Consider the following 16,442-nt stretch of genomic DNA (forward strand, 5'->3'; position numbering starts at 1 on the left):
TTCCGCCGGCCTTCCCGTTTTACGTCGCTATAAGACCTGATGTCCGTCCGCCCAGACAGCGCTGATGCAGCGCTCCTGACGGCGGTAGACGCAGCGCTCCACCCGCTCCCGGACGCTCAGGGGCCGCACGGAGGGCAGTTCGGAATCCTCCAGCACAATGGCGTGGAGCCTGTCGCCCACGGCAAAGCCGTCCCCGGCGCCGAACCACCTGTGGCCGGCGGTGGTGCCCAGGTAGAGGGCCTCCTCCACGGTGAGGAAAGGCTCCTGCCACTGGGAGTGGATGCGCCGGACCTTGGAGGAGCGGATGGTGGAGGCCACAACGTCCAGCATGTGGAGCATGGTGCTGCCGGCCATGTCGGAGCCAAGGGCCACCCAGACACCCTCGTCCAGCATGGCGCGGACCGGGGCGATGCCGGAGCACAGCGCCACGTTGGAGTCAGCGCAGTGGACGGCCAGGACATTTGCCCGGCGCATGGCGTCCCGCTCGGCCCGGTCGGAGTGGACGCAGTGGGCCATCACCGTGTGGTCCTTCCAAAGGCCGAACTTTTCATAGGACTGGTAGTAGCGCTGGCAGTCCGGATGGAGGGAGCGGACCAGTTCCATCTCCTGCAGGTTTTCGGAGAGATGGGACTGGACGCGCAGGTTCCGCTCCGCCGCGGCGGAGCCCAAAAAAGCCATCAGCTTGTCGGTGCAGGAGGGTGTGAAGCGTGGGGTGAGGATGGGCGCGATGCCGCTGATGCCCCCGCAGCTCTCCAGCCAGCGCAGCGTCTCCCGGATGGACTCCTCAGTGGTTTCCTCCAATACGCCGGGGACGCCGCGGCGGTCCATGTTCACCTTGCCCACATAGCCCGTGATCCCGGCCCGGCTCAGCTCCTCCATCAGAATGAGGGTTGCGTCGGTGTGGAGGGAGGAGAACATGCACACCCGGGTGGTGCCGTGTTCAATCAGCTCCCGGGCCAGCCGGCGGTAGACGGTCCGGGCAAAGTCCGTGTCCGCGAAGCGGGCCTCGGTCTGGAAGGTGTAGGTCTGGAGCCACTCAAGAAGCGGCAGGTCCATGCCCATGCCCAACATGGGGTACTGGGGCGCGTGGAGGTGCAGGTCCGCAAAGGACTGCATCACAATCCGGTTGCCGTAGTCGACGACCGGGCAGGCGGCATAGCATGGGGGCAGGCGGCTGTATACGCCCTGAATAACCCCGTCCTCCAACACCAGATACCCGTTTTCAGTGATGCGCAGTTCCCCAAGGGAAGGGAAGTCGGCGATGTGGCCCTTCAAAATTTCAGTTGCCATAGATAAGCCTCCTTTGAGCAAAAAAAGAAAATAAGTGTCCGCCCCGGTGTTTGATCCCGGGCAGACACTCATAGCGGGAGCCTCAGGCGGCTCCGTAGAAACTTTCGCGCCAAGCATGCGAAACTATATGAGTCGATTCACTTACAACACATGATATCACAAGTTCGGAGAAAAGCAAGAGGAGGCTTGAAAAGCAGCCTGAGGCATAGTAGAATAAGAGCAATTTCTGCTGAAATGCTGCTGGCGGCTGGGCCGCCGCGAAAAAGGAGTTGAACGTGGATGGAATGGATCCGCCACACCGATATGGACGAGGCGCCCTTTGCATCGGTCTTTGCCCTCTATGAACAGAGCTTTCCCCTCCATGAGCAGCGCTTTGCCGCCCATCAGGCCCAGGCCATGGGCGATCCAAGGTTTTTCTGCGAGAGCGTGTGGGAAAACGGAGAGCTGCTGGCGCTGCTGTTCTCCTGGCGGCTGGAGGACCTCTGCTATGTGGAGCACTACGCGGTGAACCCCGCCCTGCGGGGCGGCGGCCTGGGCTCCAAAATCCTCCGGGAGTTCTGCCAAAGAGAGGGAAAGGTGGTTTTGGAGATCGACCCGCTGGTGGACGAAATCTCCCGCCGCCGCAAGGGCTTTTACGAGCGGCTCGGCTTTTGCGCCAACCCCTGGCCCCACGCCCATCCGCCCTACCGCAGGGCCAACGCGCCCCATGAGCTCATCGTCATGAGCTGGCCCCATGAGCTGAGCCGGGAGGAATACGACCGGTTCTACCGCGCCCTGGCCCGGGAGGTCATGGCCTACGCCGAACACTGATTCAAAAGAGGGACGCCTCCAATTTGGAGGCGTCCTTCTTGCTTTTTTGTTAGAGGGGCAGGCCCGTGAGATAGCGGCGCAGCAGGTCAAAGGCCACGTTGGAGGCGTTGCCCCGGATGCGGTCCCGGCGCTTGGCGCCATAGGAGAGGGCCTTGCACCACACGCCGTCGGGCGCGGCCAGGCCCACGAACACGGTGCCCACCTCGTTGCCCCGTTCGTCCCTGTCCGGCCCGGCCACGCCGGTGACCGAAAGGCCGATGTCCGCCCCGGTGATGGCCCGGGCGCCCTCCGCCATGGCCTTTGCCACAGGCTCGGACACGGCGCCGTATTCGTCCAGGAGCTGCCGGGGCACCCCAAGAACGCCGGCTTTCACCTCGCTCCAGTAGGAGACCACGCCGCCCCGGAACACGGCGGAGGCGCCGGAGAGCTCTGTGATCCGCTGGGCAATCATGCCGCCGGTGCAGGATTCGGCGGTGGCAAAGGTCAACGACCGCTCCTTGAGCCGCGCCATGCACACCTCTTCCAGGCTCCCCACGTCCACGCCGTAGATCACGTCTCCAAGGATTTGCCGCACCTCCTCCATCACCGGGGAGAGCATGGCCTCCGCCTCCTCTTCGGTGGCGGCCTTGGCCGTGCAGCGCAGCAGCATTTCGCTGCGCTTGGCGTAGGGGGCCAGGGTGGGATTGGTGAGGGATTTCATCCGCTCCCGCAGAATCTGCTCCACCTCGGACTCGCCCATGCCGAAAATCCGCAGGTCGTGGGACACGATCACGTCCCTTGAAAGGCTCTTCAGATAGGGCACGGCGTGGCGGCGGAACATGAACTCGCACTCATGGGGCGGGCCGGGCAGCATCAGCACGTGGACGCCGCCTTCGCAGAAGGCGCAGCCCGGGGCGGTGCCGATGGGGTTGTCGAACACCGTGCAGCCCACGGGCAGCATGGCCTGCTGGATGTTGTTCTCGGTCATGGGCTTGTGGAAGCTGCGCATGAACATGTCCCGCAGGGCGTCCACGATGTCCTGGTGCAGTTCCAGCTCCCGGCCGAAGACGCGGCAGATGGTCTGCTTTGTCAGATCGTCATAGGTGGGTCCCAGACCGCCGGTGGTGAGGATGATGTCCGAGCGGCGGCGGGCGGTCTCAAGGGCGGCGGAGAGCCGCTCCGGGTTGTCGCCCACCACGGTGTGGTAGTAGACGTTGATGCCCAGGGCGCTGAGACCCTCCGAGAGGATCTGGGCGTCCAGGTTGGCCACGCTGCCAAGCAGCAGCTCCGTGCCCACGGCGATCAGTTCAGCGGTATGTGCCATGATTCCATCTCCTTATTTTGAATGGGTGTGCCTATTTCTTCCAGCCGATCCAAAGGGCGCTGACCGCGATCACGGCGGAAAGGTACAAAAGGGCGCACTCCAGATAGCCAAAGGGCAGATTCTCCAGACAAAGGGCGCCTAAAAACAGCGTGGCTGCAAAAACCGCGGCAGCCGCGGCGGCAAAGAAGCGCCAATCCTTCATCCGGTGATCCTCCTTCCGTCCTCGTATTTGACGCGCACCCAGGTGGAGTCGGCCATGGCCTCCGCCACCAGGGCGTCCACGTCCAGGGCGGATTCCACCTCCCTGACCTCCTCCACGGTGGGCCGGGTGCGGGGATGGCGGGGGGTGAAGACGGTGCAGCAATCCTCATAGGGCAATATGGAGGTGTCGAAGGTGCCGATCTTCCGTGCGATTTTGACGATCTCCTCCTTGTCCATGCCGATCACCGGGCGCAGGATGGGCAGCGAGACCGCGTCCTCGGTGACGGCCAGGGCCTGCATGGTCTGGCTGGCCACCTGGCCCAGCGACTCGCCGGTGACCAGGGCGTGGGCGCCCACGCGTTGGGCAAGGCGCTGGGCGATGCGCATCATAAAGCGGCGCATAATCAGCGTAAAGTACTCCTCCGGACAGCCGCGGCGAATTTCCTCCTGGATGTGGGTGAAGGGCACCAGATGCACCACCAGCCGGCCCGTCCACGGCGTCAGCAGCCGAGCAAGCTCCAGCACCTTGTCCCGGGCCGCGTCGGAGGTGTAGGGCGGGCTGATGAAGTGGACCATCTCCAGCTGGCAGCCCCGCTTGGCCATCATGTAGGAGGAGACGGGGGAGTCGATGCCGCCGGAGAGAAGAGAAACAGCCGTGCCGCCCATGCCGATGGGCAGCCCGCCGGCGCCGCTCTCGGCCGGGGCGTGGACATAGGCCGCGTTTTCCCGGATTTCCACGTAGACTGTGAGGTCCGGGCTGTGGACATCCACGCTCAGGTGGGGGAAGGCGTCGTGGAGCTCGCCGCCCACCCACTGGCTCAGCTGGATGGAGGTCATGGGGAAGCGCTTGTCCGCCCGCTTGGTCTCCACCTTGAAGCTCTGTGCCTGGCGCAGCGCGTCTCCAAGATAGGTTTTGGCGGTCTTTAGAACCGCCTCCCTGCTTTTTTCGCAGGGCATGGCCCGTGCCACGGCGATGACGCCGAACACCTGCCGGCAGGCGGCGTAGGCGCCCTCCAGGTCGCACTCCGCCTCCAAGGGCTCCACATAGATGGTGCTCTGGCGGGAGTAGACGTTGAAGCTGCCGCAGCGGCGGACCCGGCGGCGGACGTTGGACAGGAGCTTGTCCTCAAAGCTGCGGCGGTTGAGCCCCTTGAGCACCACCTCGCCCAACTTCAGAAGGAACATCTCCTGGGCGGTTGTCTCGTTCATAAAACCCCTCCATGCGCCCTTGGGCGCGAAAATAAAAAGTATCCTTCCGATCACTTCCAGGGCAGCGCCGTAAACGGGAGGCCGGATGGTATGGGAATCCAGATACAGGGATCATTATATCGTATTTTCGCCCGGATAAAAAGGGGAAGCCATGATTTTGAATGGTTTTCCTTGCCTTTTTTCCCGATCTGCCATAAGATAAAGGAGGCGGAATCCGCCAAAAGAGGGAGGAGCATATGAAAAAGGGATATGTATTCATTGCCATTGCCACGGTTTTGTTTTCCACCATGGAGATCGCGCTGAAGACGGTCGCCGGCGTGTTCAACCCGTTGCAGATGACCTTCAGCCGCTTTTTCATCGGCGGCCTTATTTTGCTGCCCTTTGCCCTTCGGGCCCTGAAAAACCGGGGGATCACCCTGAGGTGGAAGGACCTGACGCCCTTTGTGGGCATCGGCTTTGTGGGCATGACGGTGAGCATGACGCTCTACCAGCTGGCGGTCACCCGCACGGAGGCGTCGGTGGTGGCGGTGCTCTTTTCCAGCAATCCGCTGTTCGTGCTGCTGTTTGCCTACCTGCTGCTGGGCGAGCCCATCTACAGGCGAAACCTCCTGGCCCTGGGACTGGAGATCGTGGGCATCCTCTTTGTGATCGACCCCATCCACATGGAGCTCTCCCCCTCGGGGGTGATTCTGACGCTGCTGGCCTGCCTGACCTTTGCGCTCTATGGCGTCATGGGCAAGCGCCAGAGCCAGCGCTACGGCGGAACGGTCAACGCCTGCTTCAGCTTCCTTTTCGGCAGTCTGGAGCTGATGGCCCTGTCGCTGTTGACCTATATCGGACCCGTGGCGGACGCCATGGGCCGGCTGGGGCTGGACATGTTTGTACGCATCCCCTTTTTCGCCGGCCACTCCGCCGCCACGCTGCCCACCTTCCTCTATGTCAGCGTGTGCGTCACCGGCGTGGGCTTTTGCAGCTATTTTCTCGCCATGGAGTACGCGCCGGCCAACACGGTGTCGCTGGTATTTTTCTTCAAGCCCATTCTGGCGCCCATTCTGGCCCTTCTCATCCTGAACGAGCAGATCGCCCCCAACCGCTGGATCGGCATTGCGCTGATGCTGGCCGGGTCGTTGAGCAATCTGCTGCCGCCCCTGCTGGCCCAGCGCCGGGCGGCGAAAGAAGAGGTACAAAACCGCTGATGAATAGAAAGCGCCGCCAACCCACGGGTTGGCGACGCTTTTTGACTACCCTTTCAGGATGTCCGTGTTGCGGTACTGGATGGCCTCCGCCAGGTGGTGGGGGCCAATGGACTCGCTTCCGTCCAGATCGGCGATGGTGCGGCTCATGCGCAAAATACGGTCGTGGGAGCGGGCGGTGAGACCCATGCGCTCAAAGGCGGACTTCATCAACTGTTCGCAGCGGCCGTCCAGGGCGCAGTACCGGCCGATCATGGCAGGGGGCATCGCAGCGTTGCAGGAGATGCCCTCCGACGCGAAGCGGCGGCGCTGGATGAGGCGGGCCGCCTCCACCCGGGCCTTCACGGCGGCGGAGGGCTCCGGCGTCTCCCTGCGGCGCATGGCCTCGTACTCCACCGACGGTACCGACACATGGAGGTCAATACGGTCCAGCAGAGGTCCGGAGATCTTCTGAACGTACCGCTCCACCTCCCGGTCGGAGCAGGTGCACCTCCCGGAGGGATGGCCCCGCCAGCCGCAGCGGCAGGGGTTCATGGCGCACACAAGCATGAAGCCGCTGGGCATGCGGAGGGCGCCTCCGGCCCGGACCACCGTGACCTCCCCTTCCTCAAGAGGCTGGCGCAGCGCCTCCAGCACGTCCCGGTGGAACTCGGGCAGCTCGTCCAAAAAGAGCACGCCCCGGTGGGCCAGGGAAATCTCCCCGGGCCGCAGGGCCGGTCCGCCTCCGGTGAGGGCCGCGGCGGAGGCGGTGTGATGGGGGCTGCGGAAGGGCCGGCGGGTCAAAAGCGGGTGCTCCGGGTCCGTCAGACCGGCCACGGAGTAGATGCCTGAGACCTCCAGGGCCTCCTGGGGCGTCAGGTCCGGAAGGATGGAGGGGAGCGAGCGGGCCAGCATGGATTTGCCCGCGCCGGGCGAGCCGATGAGCAATAGGTTGTGACCGCCCGCGGCGGCGATCTCCATGGCCCGCTTGGCGTTTTCCTGGCCCATGATGTCCTCAAGGTCCGGAAGGGGCTCCGTCTCCGGCTCGGGCGTCCACCGCGGGCGGGGGGAGAGGAGCTCTTCACCCCGGAGGTGGCGCACCAGGGCGGAGACATCCTGCACGCCGTAGACCGTGAGTCCTTCGGCCAGCGTGGCCTCGGCGGCGTTGCCGGCGGGGCAGAAGAGGGTACGCACTCCAGCCTTCACCGCGGCCAGGGCCATGGGAAGCACGCCGGAGACGCCCCGGGTTGCGCCGCTTAAGGAGAGCTCGCCAAGGAAGGCGGCGTCCGCCGGCAGGGCGGGCACCTCGCCCGAGGCGGCCAGCAGACCGACGAAGATGGGCAGGTCGTACACCGTCCCGGCCTTTTTCTGATTGGCCGGAGCCAGATTCACGGTGATGCGGGAGACGGGGAATCTGGCGCCGCAGTTTTTCACCGCTGAGCGCACCCGCTCCCGGGCCTCCCGGACGGCGGCGTCGGGCAGCCCCACAATATCAAAGGCGGGCAGGCCGCCGGAGAGGAAGCACTCCACGCTGACCTCATAGCCCGACACGCCGGAAAGACCCAGGGATCGCACGCTGACCACCATCAGGACACACCTCGAATTTCTGAAAATTGCCGCCTGACGCGGCGAAAGAACGGCGGCGGCCGCGGTCTTTGGGCGCGGCGCCTGAATGCTTGTGCGTATTTTACCATAAATTAACGGATGGGGAAATGGGATTTGACAAATTCACCGGAATTTCCGTCCGGCAAAGAAAACGAAGTTGACAAATGAAGCTTGGGTGGTATACTGAGACACAATCAGGGAACTTAGGAAAGGATGCCGAATTTATATGCGTAGCTTCTCCTTTACCGTCGAATACAGCTTTTTTTATGCTTATTACTTTATTAATAAGCATATTTGTGCTGCACAGAGCCGGTAAAGGTTCCGAGTTTTGCTGAAGGAATTTCGTAATGGCAAGACCGCAGTGTAGCACACTGCGGTCTTTATTTTTTCGACGTAAGGAGAATACTCATGATTATCGTACTCAAGCCCAATCCCGATCAAAAACAGTTAGAGGCCCTGAAGAAGTGGCTTTCCGACCAGAACCTGACCGTCCATGATTCCCTGGGCGTCAACAACACCGTCCTGGGCCTGGTGGGCGACACCACCGCCGTGGACACGGAGATGCTCCGGGCCATGAGCATCGTCCAGGACGTGCAGCGCGTCCAGGAGCCCTATAAGTGCGCCAACCGGAAAATGCACCAGACCGACACGGTCATCGATGTGGGCGGCGTGAAGATTGGCGGGGGCTCCTTCCAGATCATGGCCGGCCCCTGCTCCATTGAGAGCGAGGAGCAGATCAGCGAGATCGCAGTGGCTGTGAAGGCCGCCGGAGCCAGCATCCTCCGTGGCGGCGCCTTCAAGCCCCGCACCTCTCCTTACGCCTTCCAGGGCCTGCGGGAAAAGGGCCTGGAAATGCTTATCAAGGCCAGCCGCCAGGCCGGGATGCCGGTGGTCACCGAGATCATGGACATCTCCCAGCTGCCCTACTTCGAGGATGTGGACGTGATCCAGGTGGGCGCCCGGAACATGCAGAACTTTGAGCTCCTCAAGGAGTTGGGCAGGACCGACAAGCCCATCCTCCTCAAGCGGGGGTTTTCCGCCACGCTGACCGAGCTTTTGATGAGCGCCGAGTACATTATGGCCGGCGGCAACGAGAAGGTGATCCTCTGCGAGCGGGGCATCCGCACCTTTGCCACCGACACCCGCAACACCCTGGATCTCTCCGCCATCCCCCTGCTGCGCCGGATGACCCATCTGCCCATCATCGTGGATCCCAGCCACGGCACCGGCATCCGCTCCCTGGTGAAGCCCATGGCCCTGGCCAGCGCCATCATCGGGGCGGACGGACTGATGGTGGAGGTCCACAACCACCCGGAAAAGGCCTGGTGCGACGGCCAGCAGTCCATCACGCCCGAGACCTTTGCCGACGTGGCCAAGTGCGTTCGGGACGTGCTGCCGTACCGCTGCCGCGAGGAGATCGAATAAGCGCCGGAAGGAGAGAGGACCATGCCCACCATCCATGTGCATACCAAGCCCGAATATGACATCCACATCGGCCGGGGTCTTTTGGATCAATGCGGGGAACTGACCCGCCCGGTGAAGGAGCCCTGCCGCGTGCTGGTGCTGTGCGACACCAACGTGGAGCCTCTGTACGCCGACCGGGTGGAGCGCTCCTTTGCCGCCGCCGGGTATGAGGTGAAGCATCATGTCTTTCCCGCCGGGGAAGAGAGCAAGAACCTGACCGTGCTGGGGGAAATCCTGAACCGCTTGGGCGAGGAGGGCTTCACCCGCACGGACCTGCTGGCCGCCTTGGGCGGCGGCGTCTGTGGCGACATGGGCGGCTTTGCCGCGGCGGTGTTCCAGCGGGGCATCGACTTTGTTCAGATCCCCACCACGCTGCTTGCGGCGGTGGACTCCTCCGTGGGCGGCAAAACGGCGGTGGACCTGCCCTGCGGCAAAAATATGGCCGGCTGCTTCTGGCAGCCAAGGGCCGTGATCTGCGACCCGGACGTATTCGACACGCTGACGCCGGAGGTGTTTGCCTGCGGCATGGCGGAGACCATCAAGACCGGCGCCATCTTGGATAAAACCCTCTTTGAACAGCTGGAGCGCTGCGACATCCGTGACAAGATCGAGGCTGTGGTGGCCCGCTGCTGTGCGCTTAAGCGCTCCGTGGTGGAGGAGGACGAGCGGGACCTGGGGCTGCGCCAGCTCCTCAACTTCGGCCACACCATCGGCCACGGCATCGAGCGTACCTCCCGTTTCACCCTGCCCCACGGCTACGCCGTGGCCATCGGCATGGTGCTCATGGCCCGCGCCAGCGAGCGGTCAGGCGCCGCCGAGGAGGGAATTACGGAGCGGCTCATCGCCATTTTGCAGCGCTACGGCCTGCCCACTTCCACCGATCTGCCGGTGGAGACGCTGTGCGAGGCCTCCCACATGGATAAAAAGCGCTCGGGCAAGGGGATCACCATTGTGGTGCCGGAGCGGCTGGGCGCCGCCGTCCGCCGGAAGATGACCATGGAGGAACTGGACCGGTGGATCAGCAAGGGGGCGGGGGTATGAACGTCCGCATCCCCCCCAACACCCTCCGGGGCTCGGTGGAGGCCATCTCCTCCAAATCCTGCCTCCACCGCCAGATGATCTGCGCCCTCCTTTCACGGCGGGAGACCGCCATCGCCTGCCGCGGCCTCTCCCGGGACGTGGAGGCCACCGCCCGGTGTGCCCGGGCGCTGGGGTGCGCGGTGGAGCTCAGCGAGACCGCCATCCGCCTGCGCCCGGCGGAGGGGATTGCGCATCGGCCGCTGTTGGATTGCGGCGAGTCCGGCTCCACGGCCCGCTTCCTCCTGCCGGTGGCCGCCGCGGTCACGGAGGGGTTTTCCATGACCGGAGAGGGGAGACTTCCCTGCCGGCCCATGGCGGACCTGGTCCGGGCCATGGAGGAGAACGGCTGCACCGTCTCCGGCGACCATCTGCCCCTGACGGTGGAGGGCCGCCTGCGCAGCGGGACCTACCGGCTGCCGGGAGATGTGAGCTCCCAATATGTGACGGGGCTGCTGCTGGCTTTACCCAATTTGGATGGGGACAGCGCCATCTGCCTGACCACGCCCCTTCAGTCCCGGGCCTATGTGGACATCACCCTTGAGGTGCTGGAGTCCTTCGGCGTTCGGGTGGAAAAAAGGGACCGGGGCTTTTTTGTACCCGGGAACCAGACCTTTACGCCGCCTGACGACCTGCGCTCGGAGGGGGACTGGTCCAACGCCGCGTTCTGGTTCTGCGCCGCCGCCATGGGCGAAAACCGCCTGGAGGTCACCGGCCTCAACGGCTGGAGCGTCCAGGGCGACCGGGCGGTGGTGGAGGTGATCCGCCGCATGGGCCAGGAGGGCGACCTCTCCATCCGGGTGGAGGAGATTCCGGACCTGGTGCCGGCGCTGTCCATTCTGGCCTGTGCCCGGCGGGGAAAGACCACCTTCACCGGGGCCTCCCGCCTCCGGCTGAAGGAGAGCGACCGGATCGAGTCCTGCCGCCGGATGATCTGTGCCTTGGGCGGCAGCGCCGAGGCCGGGCCCGACAGCCTCAGCATTTTGGGGAGCGGCGCGCTGCGGGGCGGGACGGTGGATGGGTGCGGCGACCACCGCATCGTCATGGCCGCCGCCATCGGTTCCCTCTTGTGCAGCGAAGATGTCACCGTCACGGGCGCGGAGGCGGTGAATAAGTCCTATCCCCAGTTTTTTGCAGACTTCCGCGCCTTGGGAGGGATTGTGGATGACATCCTTTGAGCTTGGACGAAACTTCACCGTGCAGGTCTTCGGCCAGTCCCACGCCGACGCCATCGGCGCCGTGGTGGACGGCCTGCCCGCCGGAAAACGGATCGACCTGGATGAGGTCTTCCGATTTATGGGGCGGCGCGCCCCGGGGAAGAACGGCTTTTCCACCGCGCGCCGCGAAGCGGACCGGCCGGAGGTGCTCTCCGGGCTGGTAGACGGCTGTACCACCGGCGCGCCGGTGTGCGCCGTCATCCGCAACGAAAACGTGCGCAGCGGCGACTATGCCAATGTCCTGACCGTGCCCCGTCCGGGCCACGCCGACTTTCCGGCCTATGTGAAGTACGGCGGCAAAAACGACGTTCGGGGCGGCGGGGCCTTCTCCGGCCGGATGACCGCGCCGCTGTGCTTTGCCGGCGCGCTGTGCCTTCAGCTCCTCCGGGAGCGGGGCATCGAGGTCTTTGCCCACATCCGCTCCGTCGCCGGAATGGAGGACGCGGCCATAGACCCCTGCTGCCCGGACCTTGACGCGCTGCGCGCCGTGGCGGAAAAGGAGTTTCCCACCCTCTCCGACGCGGCCGGCAAGGAAATGCGCTCCGCCATCGCCCAGGCCAAGGGGGAGGGCGACAGCGTGGGCGGCGTCATCGAGTGCGTGGCCGTGGGACTTCCCGTGGGGCTGGGCAGCCACATGTTCGGCGGGGTGGAAAACCGCCTCAGCGCCGCCCTTTTCGGAATCCCCGCCGTCCGGGGCGTGGAGTTCGGCAGCGGCTTTGCGGGCTGCGGCCGCCGGGGCAGCGAAAATAACGACCCCTTCCGCCTGCGGGAGGGGCGGGTGGTCACCACGAAAAACGACCACGGCGGCGTCCTGGGCGGAATGACCAGCGGCATGCCCCTTGTTTTCCGCGTCGGCGTCAAGCCCACGCCTTCCATTGCAAAGCCCCAGCAATCCGTGGACCTTTCCGCCATGGAGGAGACGGAGCTTACGATCCACGGCCGCCACGACCCCTGTATCGTCCCCAGGGCGGTGCCGGTGGCGGAGGCGGTGACGGCCATTGTGCTGCTGGACCTTTTGTACGACAACAACTGAACCAAGCTTATATTGAATGAGAATAAAGGAGACTGCTTACTATGGACATTCAGGAATTGCGCGCCGGAATCGACGCCGTTGACAATCAGATCCGGGAGCTCTTCACCCGGCGCATGGACCTGTCCAGCCAGATCGCGGACTATAAGCGGGCCAACAAGCTGCCCATCCTGGACCGCACCCGGGAGCGGGAGATTCTGGCCCGTCTGACGGCGGACCAGGACCCGGACCTGGCAAACTACACCCGGATGCTGTTCAAGACCCTTTTTGACATGAGCCGGGCCTATCAGTCCGCCCGCATGGGCGAGAGCCAGCAGCTGGAGGAGCAGATCAAATCCGCCCTTGAGTCCTCCCCCCGAAAGCTCCCCCAGAACGTCACCGTGGCCTGCCAGGGCGTGGAGGGCGCCTACTCCCAGATCGCCTGCGACAAGCTGTTCGCCTCCGCCGGCGTCATGTTCATGGACAGCTTTGAGGGCGTGGCCCGGGCGGTGGGCAGCGGCCTTTGCGACTACGGCATATTGCCCATTGAAAACAACCTCTACGGCTCCGTCAACGAGGTCTATGACCTGATGCGCAGGCACAGCTTCTATATCGTCCGCTCCATCAAGCTGCGCATCAACCACTCTTTGGTGGTGAAGCCGGAGACAAAGGGCGGCGACATCCGGGAGATTTTCTCCCACGAGCAGGCCATCGGCCAGTGCAGCGAGTTTTTGAAGAAGTATCCCAACGCCAAGGTCACCATCTGCGAGAACACGGCCATGGCGGCCAAGCGGGTGGCCCAGTCCGACCGCTCCGACACGGCCGCCATCTGCTCCGCTGAGTGCAGCGAGCTTTACGGCCTCAAGCAGCTCCACCGGGACATCCAGAACAGCGACAACAACTACACCCGCTTCATCTGCATCGCAAGGAACCTCCAGATTCTGGAGGGAGTCAATAAGGTCAGCATCCTCTTCCGCGTGCCCCACCGCCCCGGCTCCCTCTACGAGGTGCTCTCCACCTTTGCCACCGTGGGCGTCAACGTCTCCAAGCTGGAGAGCCGCCCCATCCCCGGTCACGACTTTGACTTCCTCTTCTACGCCGACGTGGACGCGGACTGCCGGGAGGAGCAGACGGTGAAGATGCTGTGCGACCTGACCCGCTGCACTGAGGAGATGACCTTCTTAGGCGCCTACTCCGAGGCGTAACCATGTACGGGCTCATCGGAAAGACACTGGGCCACAGCTTTTCCCCCCAGCTCCACCGCTGGATGTGGGGCTGTGAGTACCGGCTCCTCCCCATGGACGAGGACGCGGCGGAACGGTTTTTCACCCAGCGCGCCTTTGACGGCGTCAACGTCACCATCCCCTACAAGCAGCTGGCATTGAGGCTGTGCGACGAGGTGGACGACCGGGCGGAGCGGATCGGCGCGGTGAACACGGTGGTGAACCGGGGCGGACGGCTCTACGGCTACAACACGGACTACGACGGCCTCTCCGCCTGCATCCGCCGGGCGGGGATCAGCCTTCTGGGCCGCAGGGTGCTGATCCTTGGCACCGGCGGCACCTCCCGCACCGCCCGCGCGGTGGCGGAGGACATGGGCGCGGAGGAGATCGTCACCATCTCCCGCTCGGGCCCGGACAACTATGAGAACATCCGCCGCCACGCGGGCGCGGAAATCCTCATCAACACCACGCCGGTGGGCATGTATCCCTCCGCGGGCGCGGCGGCGGTGGACATCGGCATCTTCCCCAAGCTCCAGGGCGTGGTGGACGCGGTCTACAATCCCCTGACCACTTACCTGGTGGATCAGGCCCGGCAGCGGGGGATTCCCGCCACCTGCGGGCTGCCCATGCTGGTGATCCAGGCCCAGCGGGCGGGAGAGCACTTCTCCGGGCGGCGCATCTCCGACGCGTCGGCGGAGGCCGCGCTGCGCCGCATCACGGCGGAGCAGACCAACCTGGTGCTGATGGGTATGCCCGGCAGCGGAAAGAGCACGGTGGGCGCCATATTAGGCAAGCGCCTGGGCCGGCCCTTCGTGGATTTGGACGAGGAGATCGTCCGCACCGCGGGCAAGCCCATCGCGGAGATTTTCGACTCCGGCGGGGAGGAAGCCTTCCGGACCATAGAGTCCCAGGTGCTGCGCCAGGTCAGCGCCCGCCACGGCATCGTGCTGGCCCTGGGAGGCGGCACGGCGGTGCGGGAGGAGAACCGCTATTTCATACGCCAGAACGGCCGTGTCTACTATCTCCAGCGTCCCCTTGAGGTCCTCTCCGGCGAGGGACGGCCCCTATCCAAGAGCCCCGAGGCCATCCGCGCCCTCTATGAAGAGCGCAGGGAGGTCTACCAGTCTATGGCCGACGTAAGCGTGGACTGCTCCGCACGCGGCACGGAGGAGGCCGCCGCGATCATTGCAAAGGAGTGGCAAAGCCTATGAAGATCATGGTGCTCAACGGCCCCAACCTCAATATGCTGGGCATCCGGGAGCCGGGGATTTACGGCTCCGTCAGCTATGAGGGGCTTTTGAAGCTGATAGCGGACTACGCCGCCGCCCACGGCCATGAGCTGATTCTCCGCCAGAGCAACCACGAGGGGGACCTGGTGGACTGGATTCAGGAGGCCTACGGAAAGTGCGACGGCATCGTCATCAACCCCGGCGCCTACACCCACACCAGCGTGGCGCTTCTGGACGCGGTGAAGGCCGTGAACCTCCCCACGGTGGAGGTCCACATCTCCGATGTGGACAGCCGTGAGCCGTTTCGTCAGGTGTCCTACATCTCCCTTGGGTGCGTCCGCACCATCAAGGGCATGGGCCTGGAGGGGTATCTTGAGGCCATCCGGACGTTGGAACAGAGGGGGGGCGCGCAGTGAACTACCATTTTTCAAACCTCATGAGCCGCCAGAGCGACAGCGTGGAAAAGCTGCTGAAAAACACCAACGACCCGGCCATGATCCCCTTTTCCGGGGGAAACCCGGCGCCGGAGGCCTTCCCGGTGGCGGAGCTTTCGGCCCTGTGCGGCCGGATTTTCGCCGAGCAGCCGGTGGCGGCGCTGCAGTATAACTACTCCAGCGGCTATCCCGCCCTGCGGGATACGGTAAAGCGCTGGGTTCGGGAGCGCTATGGCGTGGGCGGCGGGGAGGACGAGGTCCTCATCACCACCGGCTCCCAGCAGGGCATGCTCCTCACCGCCCGGGCGCTGTGCGACCCCGGCGACGTGGTGCTGTGCGAGGAGTTCAGCTTCTTAGGCGCGCTCAACTCCTTCCGCTCCTGCGGGGCGGACACGGTGGGCGTGGCCATGGAGCCGGACGGCATGAGCATCGGCGACCTGGAGCGCAAGCTCAAGGCCCATCCCAACGCCCGCTTTCTCTACACTATCCCCAACTTCCAAAACCCCACCGGCGTCACCCTCAGCGCTGAGAAGCGGCGGGAGGTGTACCGCCTGGCCTGCCGGTACGGCATCGTGGTTCTGGAGGACGACCCCTACGGCGAGCTGCGGTTCCAGGGGGAGGACCTGCCGCCCATCAAGACGCTGGACGAGGAGGGACGGGTCATCTACTGCGGCAGCTTTTCCAAGGTGGTGGCGCCGGGGCTGCGGGTGGCCTACGCCGTGGCCAACCGGGAGCTTGTCACCCGCATGAGCCGGGACAAGGCCGGCGACGATGTGCACACCAGCGCCCTGCCTCAGATTCTCTGCCAGCGCTTTTTGGAGGAGACGGATTTTGCGGCTCACCTGACGAGCCTGAAGCAGGTTTACCGGCGCAAGGCCCGGCTGATGATGGAGTGCCTGGACCGGGAGGCGGTTCCCTCCGGCATTTCCTACCTGCCCATCGACGGCGGCATGTTCCTCTGGTGCACCCTGCCCGAGGGGGCCGACATGCTTGACTACTGCGACCGCCTGGCGGCGGAGGCCCACGTGGCCGTGGTGCCGGGCAGCGCCTTTGCCGCCGATGAGGGCGCGCCCTGCCGGAGCTTCCGGGTGAATTTCTCCACCCCCGCGGACGAGGACATCGTCCGGGGCTGTGAACAGCTTGGCGCGTTTACAAGGACATATCTTGGAAGATAATAAAAGCCTCCGGCCAGCAGCCGG

At 64.5% G+C, this 16,442-nt stretch carries 15 protein-coding genes; 10 read left to right on the top strand and 5 right to left on the bottom strand.

Translation table 11 applies throughout. From position 1 onward, the window contains the following. Positions 1 to 27: 27 nt before the first annotated feature. On the bottom strand, positions 28 to 1,290 hold the full coding sequence (locus tag KQI82_RS02820; protein ID WP_216558457.1) for an amidohydrolase family protein: 1,263 nt from the start codon (positions 1,288 to 1,290) through the stop codon (positions 28 to 30). A 279-nt stretch (positions 1,291 to 1,569) separates the two neighbouring features. Here KQI82_RS02820 and KQI82_RS02825 point away from each other — a divergent pair, with 279 nt between their 5' ends. After that, complete coding sequence (locus tag KQI82_RS02825) at positions 1,570 to 2,100, top strand: GNAT family N-acetyltransferase (RefSeq protein WP_216558462.1); 531 nt, start codon at positions 1,570 to 1,572, stop codon at positions 2,098 to 2,100. Positions 2,101 to 2,149: 49 nt separating this feature from the next. On the opposite strand, the gene KQI82_RS02830 is transcribed toward KQI82_RS02825, so the two are convergent. Genes KQI82_RS02830 through thiI form a run of 3 tightly spaced genes read right to left on the bottom strand, consistent with a single transcriptional unit; the run spans position 2,150 to position 4,813 of the window. Then, positions 2,150 to 3,403, bottom strand: a complete 1,254-nt coding sequence (locus KQI82_RS02830; protein ID WP_216558465.1) for a competence/damage-inducible protein A — start codon at positions 3,401 to 3,403, stop codon at positions 2,150 to 2,152. A gap of 31 nt (positions 3,404 to 3,434) precedes the next feature. After that, a complete protein-coding gene (locus KQI82_RS02835; protein ID WP_216558468.1) occupies positions 3,435 to 3,605 on the bottom strand; it encodes a hypothetical protein in 171 nt (56 codons plus the stop codon). Beyond that, positions 3,602 to 4,813 carry a tRNA uracil 4-sulfurtransferase ThiI gene (thiI, locus tag KQI82_RS02840; protein ID WP_216558471.1) on the bottom strand — a complete coding sequence of 404 codons (1,212 nt, stop codon included), beginning with the start codon at positions 4,811 to 4,813 and terminating at the stop codon, positions 3,602 to 3,604. The genes KQI82_RS02835 and thiI overlap by 4 nt, the downstream gene beginning before the upstream one ends. 236 nt (positions 4,814 to 5,049) lie before the next feature. On the opposite strand from thiI, the gene KQI82_RS02845 reads away from it, so the two are divergent. Next, positions 5,050 to 6,009, top strand: coding sequence for a DMT family transporter (locus KQI82_RS02845; RefSeq protein ID WP_216558474.1), 960 nt, complete (start codon positions 5,050 to 5,052; stop codon positions 6,007 to 6,009). A 45-nt stretch (positions 6,010 to 6,054) separates the two neighbouring features. Here KQI82_RS02845 and KQI82_RS02850 read toward each other — a convergent pair whose 3' ends face one another. Continuing rightward, a complete protein-coding gene (locus KQI82_RS02850) occupies positions 6,055 to 7,572 on the bottom strand; it encodes a YifB family Mg chelatase-like AAA ATPase (RefSeq protein ID WP_216558477.1) in 1,518 nt (505 codons plus the stop codon). 426 nt (positions 7,573 to 7,998) lie between these two features. Between KQI82_RS02850 and aroF the strand changes: the two genes are divergently transcribed. The 8 genes from aroF to KQI82_RS02890 are packed head-to-tail and all read left to right on the top strand — an operon-like array spanning position 7,999 to position 16,418. After that, positions 7,999 to 9,015, top strand: a complete 1,017-nt coding sequence (gene aroF / locus KQI82_RS02855; protein ID WP_216558479.1) for a 3-deoxy-7-phosphoheptulonate synthase — start codon at positions 7,999 to 8,001, stop codon at positions 9,013 to 9,015. Positions 9,016 to 9,036: 21 nt separating this feature from the next. After that, positions 9,037 to 10,095 (top strand): 3-dehydroquinate synthase, encoded by a 1,059-nt coding sequence (gene aroB, locus KQI82_RS02860; RefSeq protein ID WP_216558482.1) that lies wholly within the window; start codon positions 9,037 to 9,039, stop codon positions 10,093 to 10,095. Then, the gene (gene aroA / locus KQI82_RS02865) at positions 10,092 to 11,309 is read left to right on the top strand and encodes a 3-phosphoshikimate 1-carboxyvinyltransferase (protein WP_216558483.1); all 1,218 of its coding nucleotides are present in this window, start codon (positions 10,092 to 10,094) and stop codon (positions 11,307 to 11,309) included. The genes aroB and aroA overlap by 4 nt, the downstream gene beginning before the upstream one ends. Beyond that, the gene (aroC, locus tag KQI82_RS02870) at positions 11,296 to 12,381 is read left to right on the top strand and encodes a chorismate synthase (RefSeq protein ID WP_216558486.1); all 1,086 of its coding nucleotides are present in this window, start codon (positions 11,296 to 11,298) and stop codon (positions 12,379 to 12,381) included. Before aroA ends, aroC begins: the two co-directional genes overlap by 14 nt. Before the next feature lie 41 nt (positions 12,382 to 12,422). Continuing rightward, positions 12,423 to 13,562 carry a bifunctional chorismate mutase/prephenate dehydratase gene (locus KQI82_RS02875; RefSeq protein ID WP_216558489.1) on the top strand — a complete coding sequence of 380 codons (1,140 nt, stop codon included), beginning with the start codon at positions 12,423 to 12,425 and terminating at the stop codon, positions 13,560 to 13,562. A 2-nt stretch (positions 13,563 to 13,564) separates the two neighbouring features. After that, positions 13,565 to 14,791 carry a shikimate kinase gene (locus KQI82_RS02880; protein ID WP_216558491.1) on the top strand — a complete coding sequence of 409 codons (1,227 nt, stop codon included), beginning with the start codon at positions 13,565 to 13,567 and terminating at the stop codon, positions 14,789 to 14,791. Beyond that, positions 14,788 to 15,225, top strand: coding sequence for a type II 3-dehydroquinate dehydratase (gene aroQ / locus KQI82_RS02885; RefSeq protein WP_216558494.1), 438 nt, complete (start codon positions 14,788 to 14,790; stop codon positions 15,223 to 15,225). The genes KQI82_RS02880 and aroQ overlap by 4 nt, the downstream gene beginning before the upstream one ends. Further along, on the top strand, positions 15,222 to 16,418 hold the full coding sequence (locus tag KQI82_RS02890; RefSeq protein ID WP_216558497.1) for an aminotransferase-like domain-containing protein: 1,197 nt from the start codon (positions 15,222 to 15,224) through the stop codon (positions 16,416 to 16,418). Before aroQ ends, KQI82_RS02890 begins: the two co-directional genes overlap by 4 nt. Positions 16,419 to 16,442: the final 24 nt, after the last annotated feature.

Source organism: Dysosmobacter acutus (genome assembly GCF_018919205.1).
Classification (GTDB): domain Bacteria; phylum Bacillota; class Clostridia; order Oscillospirales; family Oscillospiraceae; genus Oscillibacter; species Oscillibacter acutus.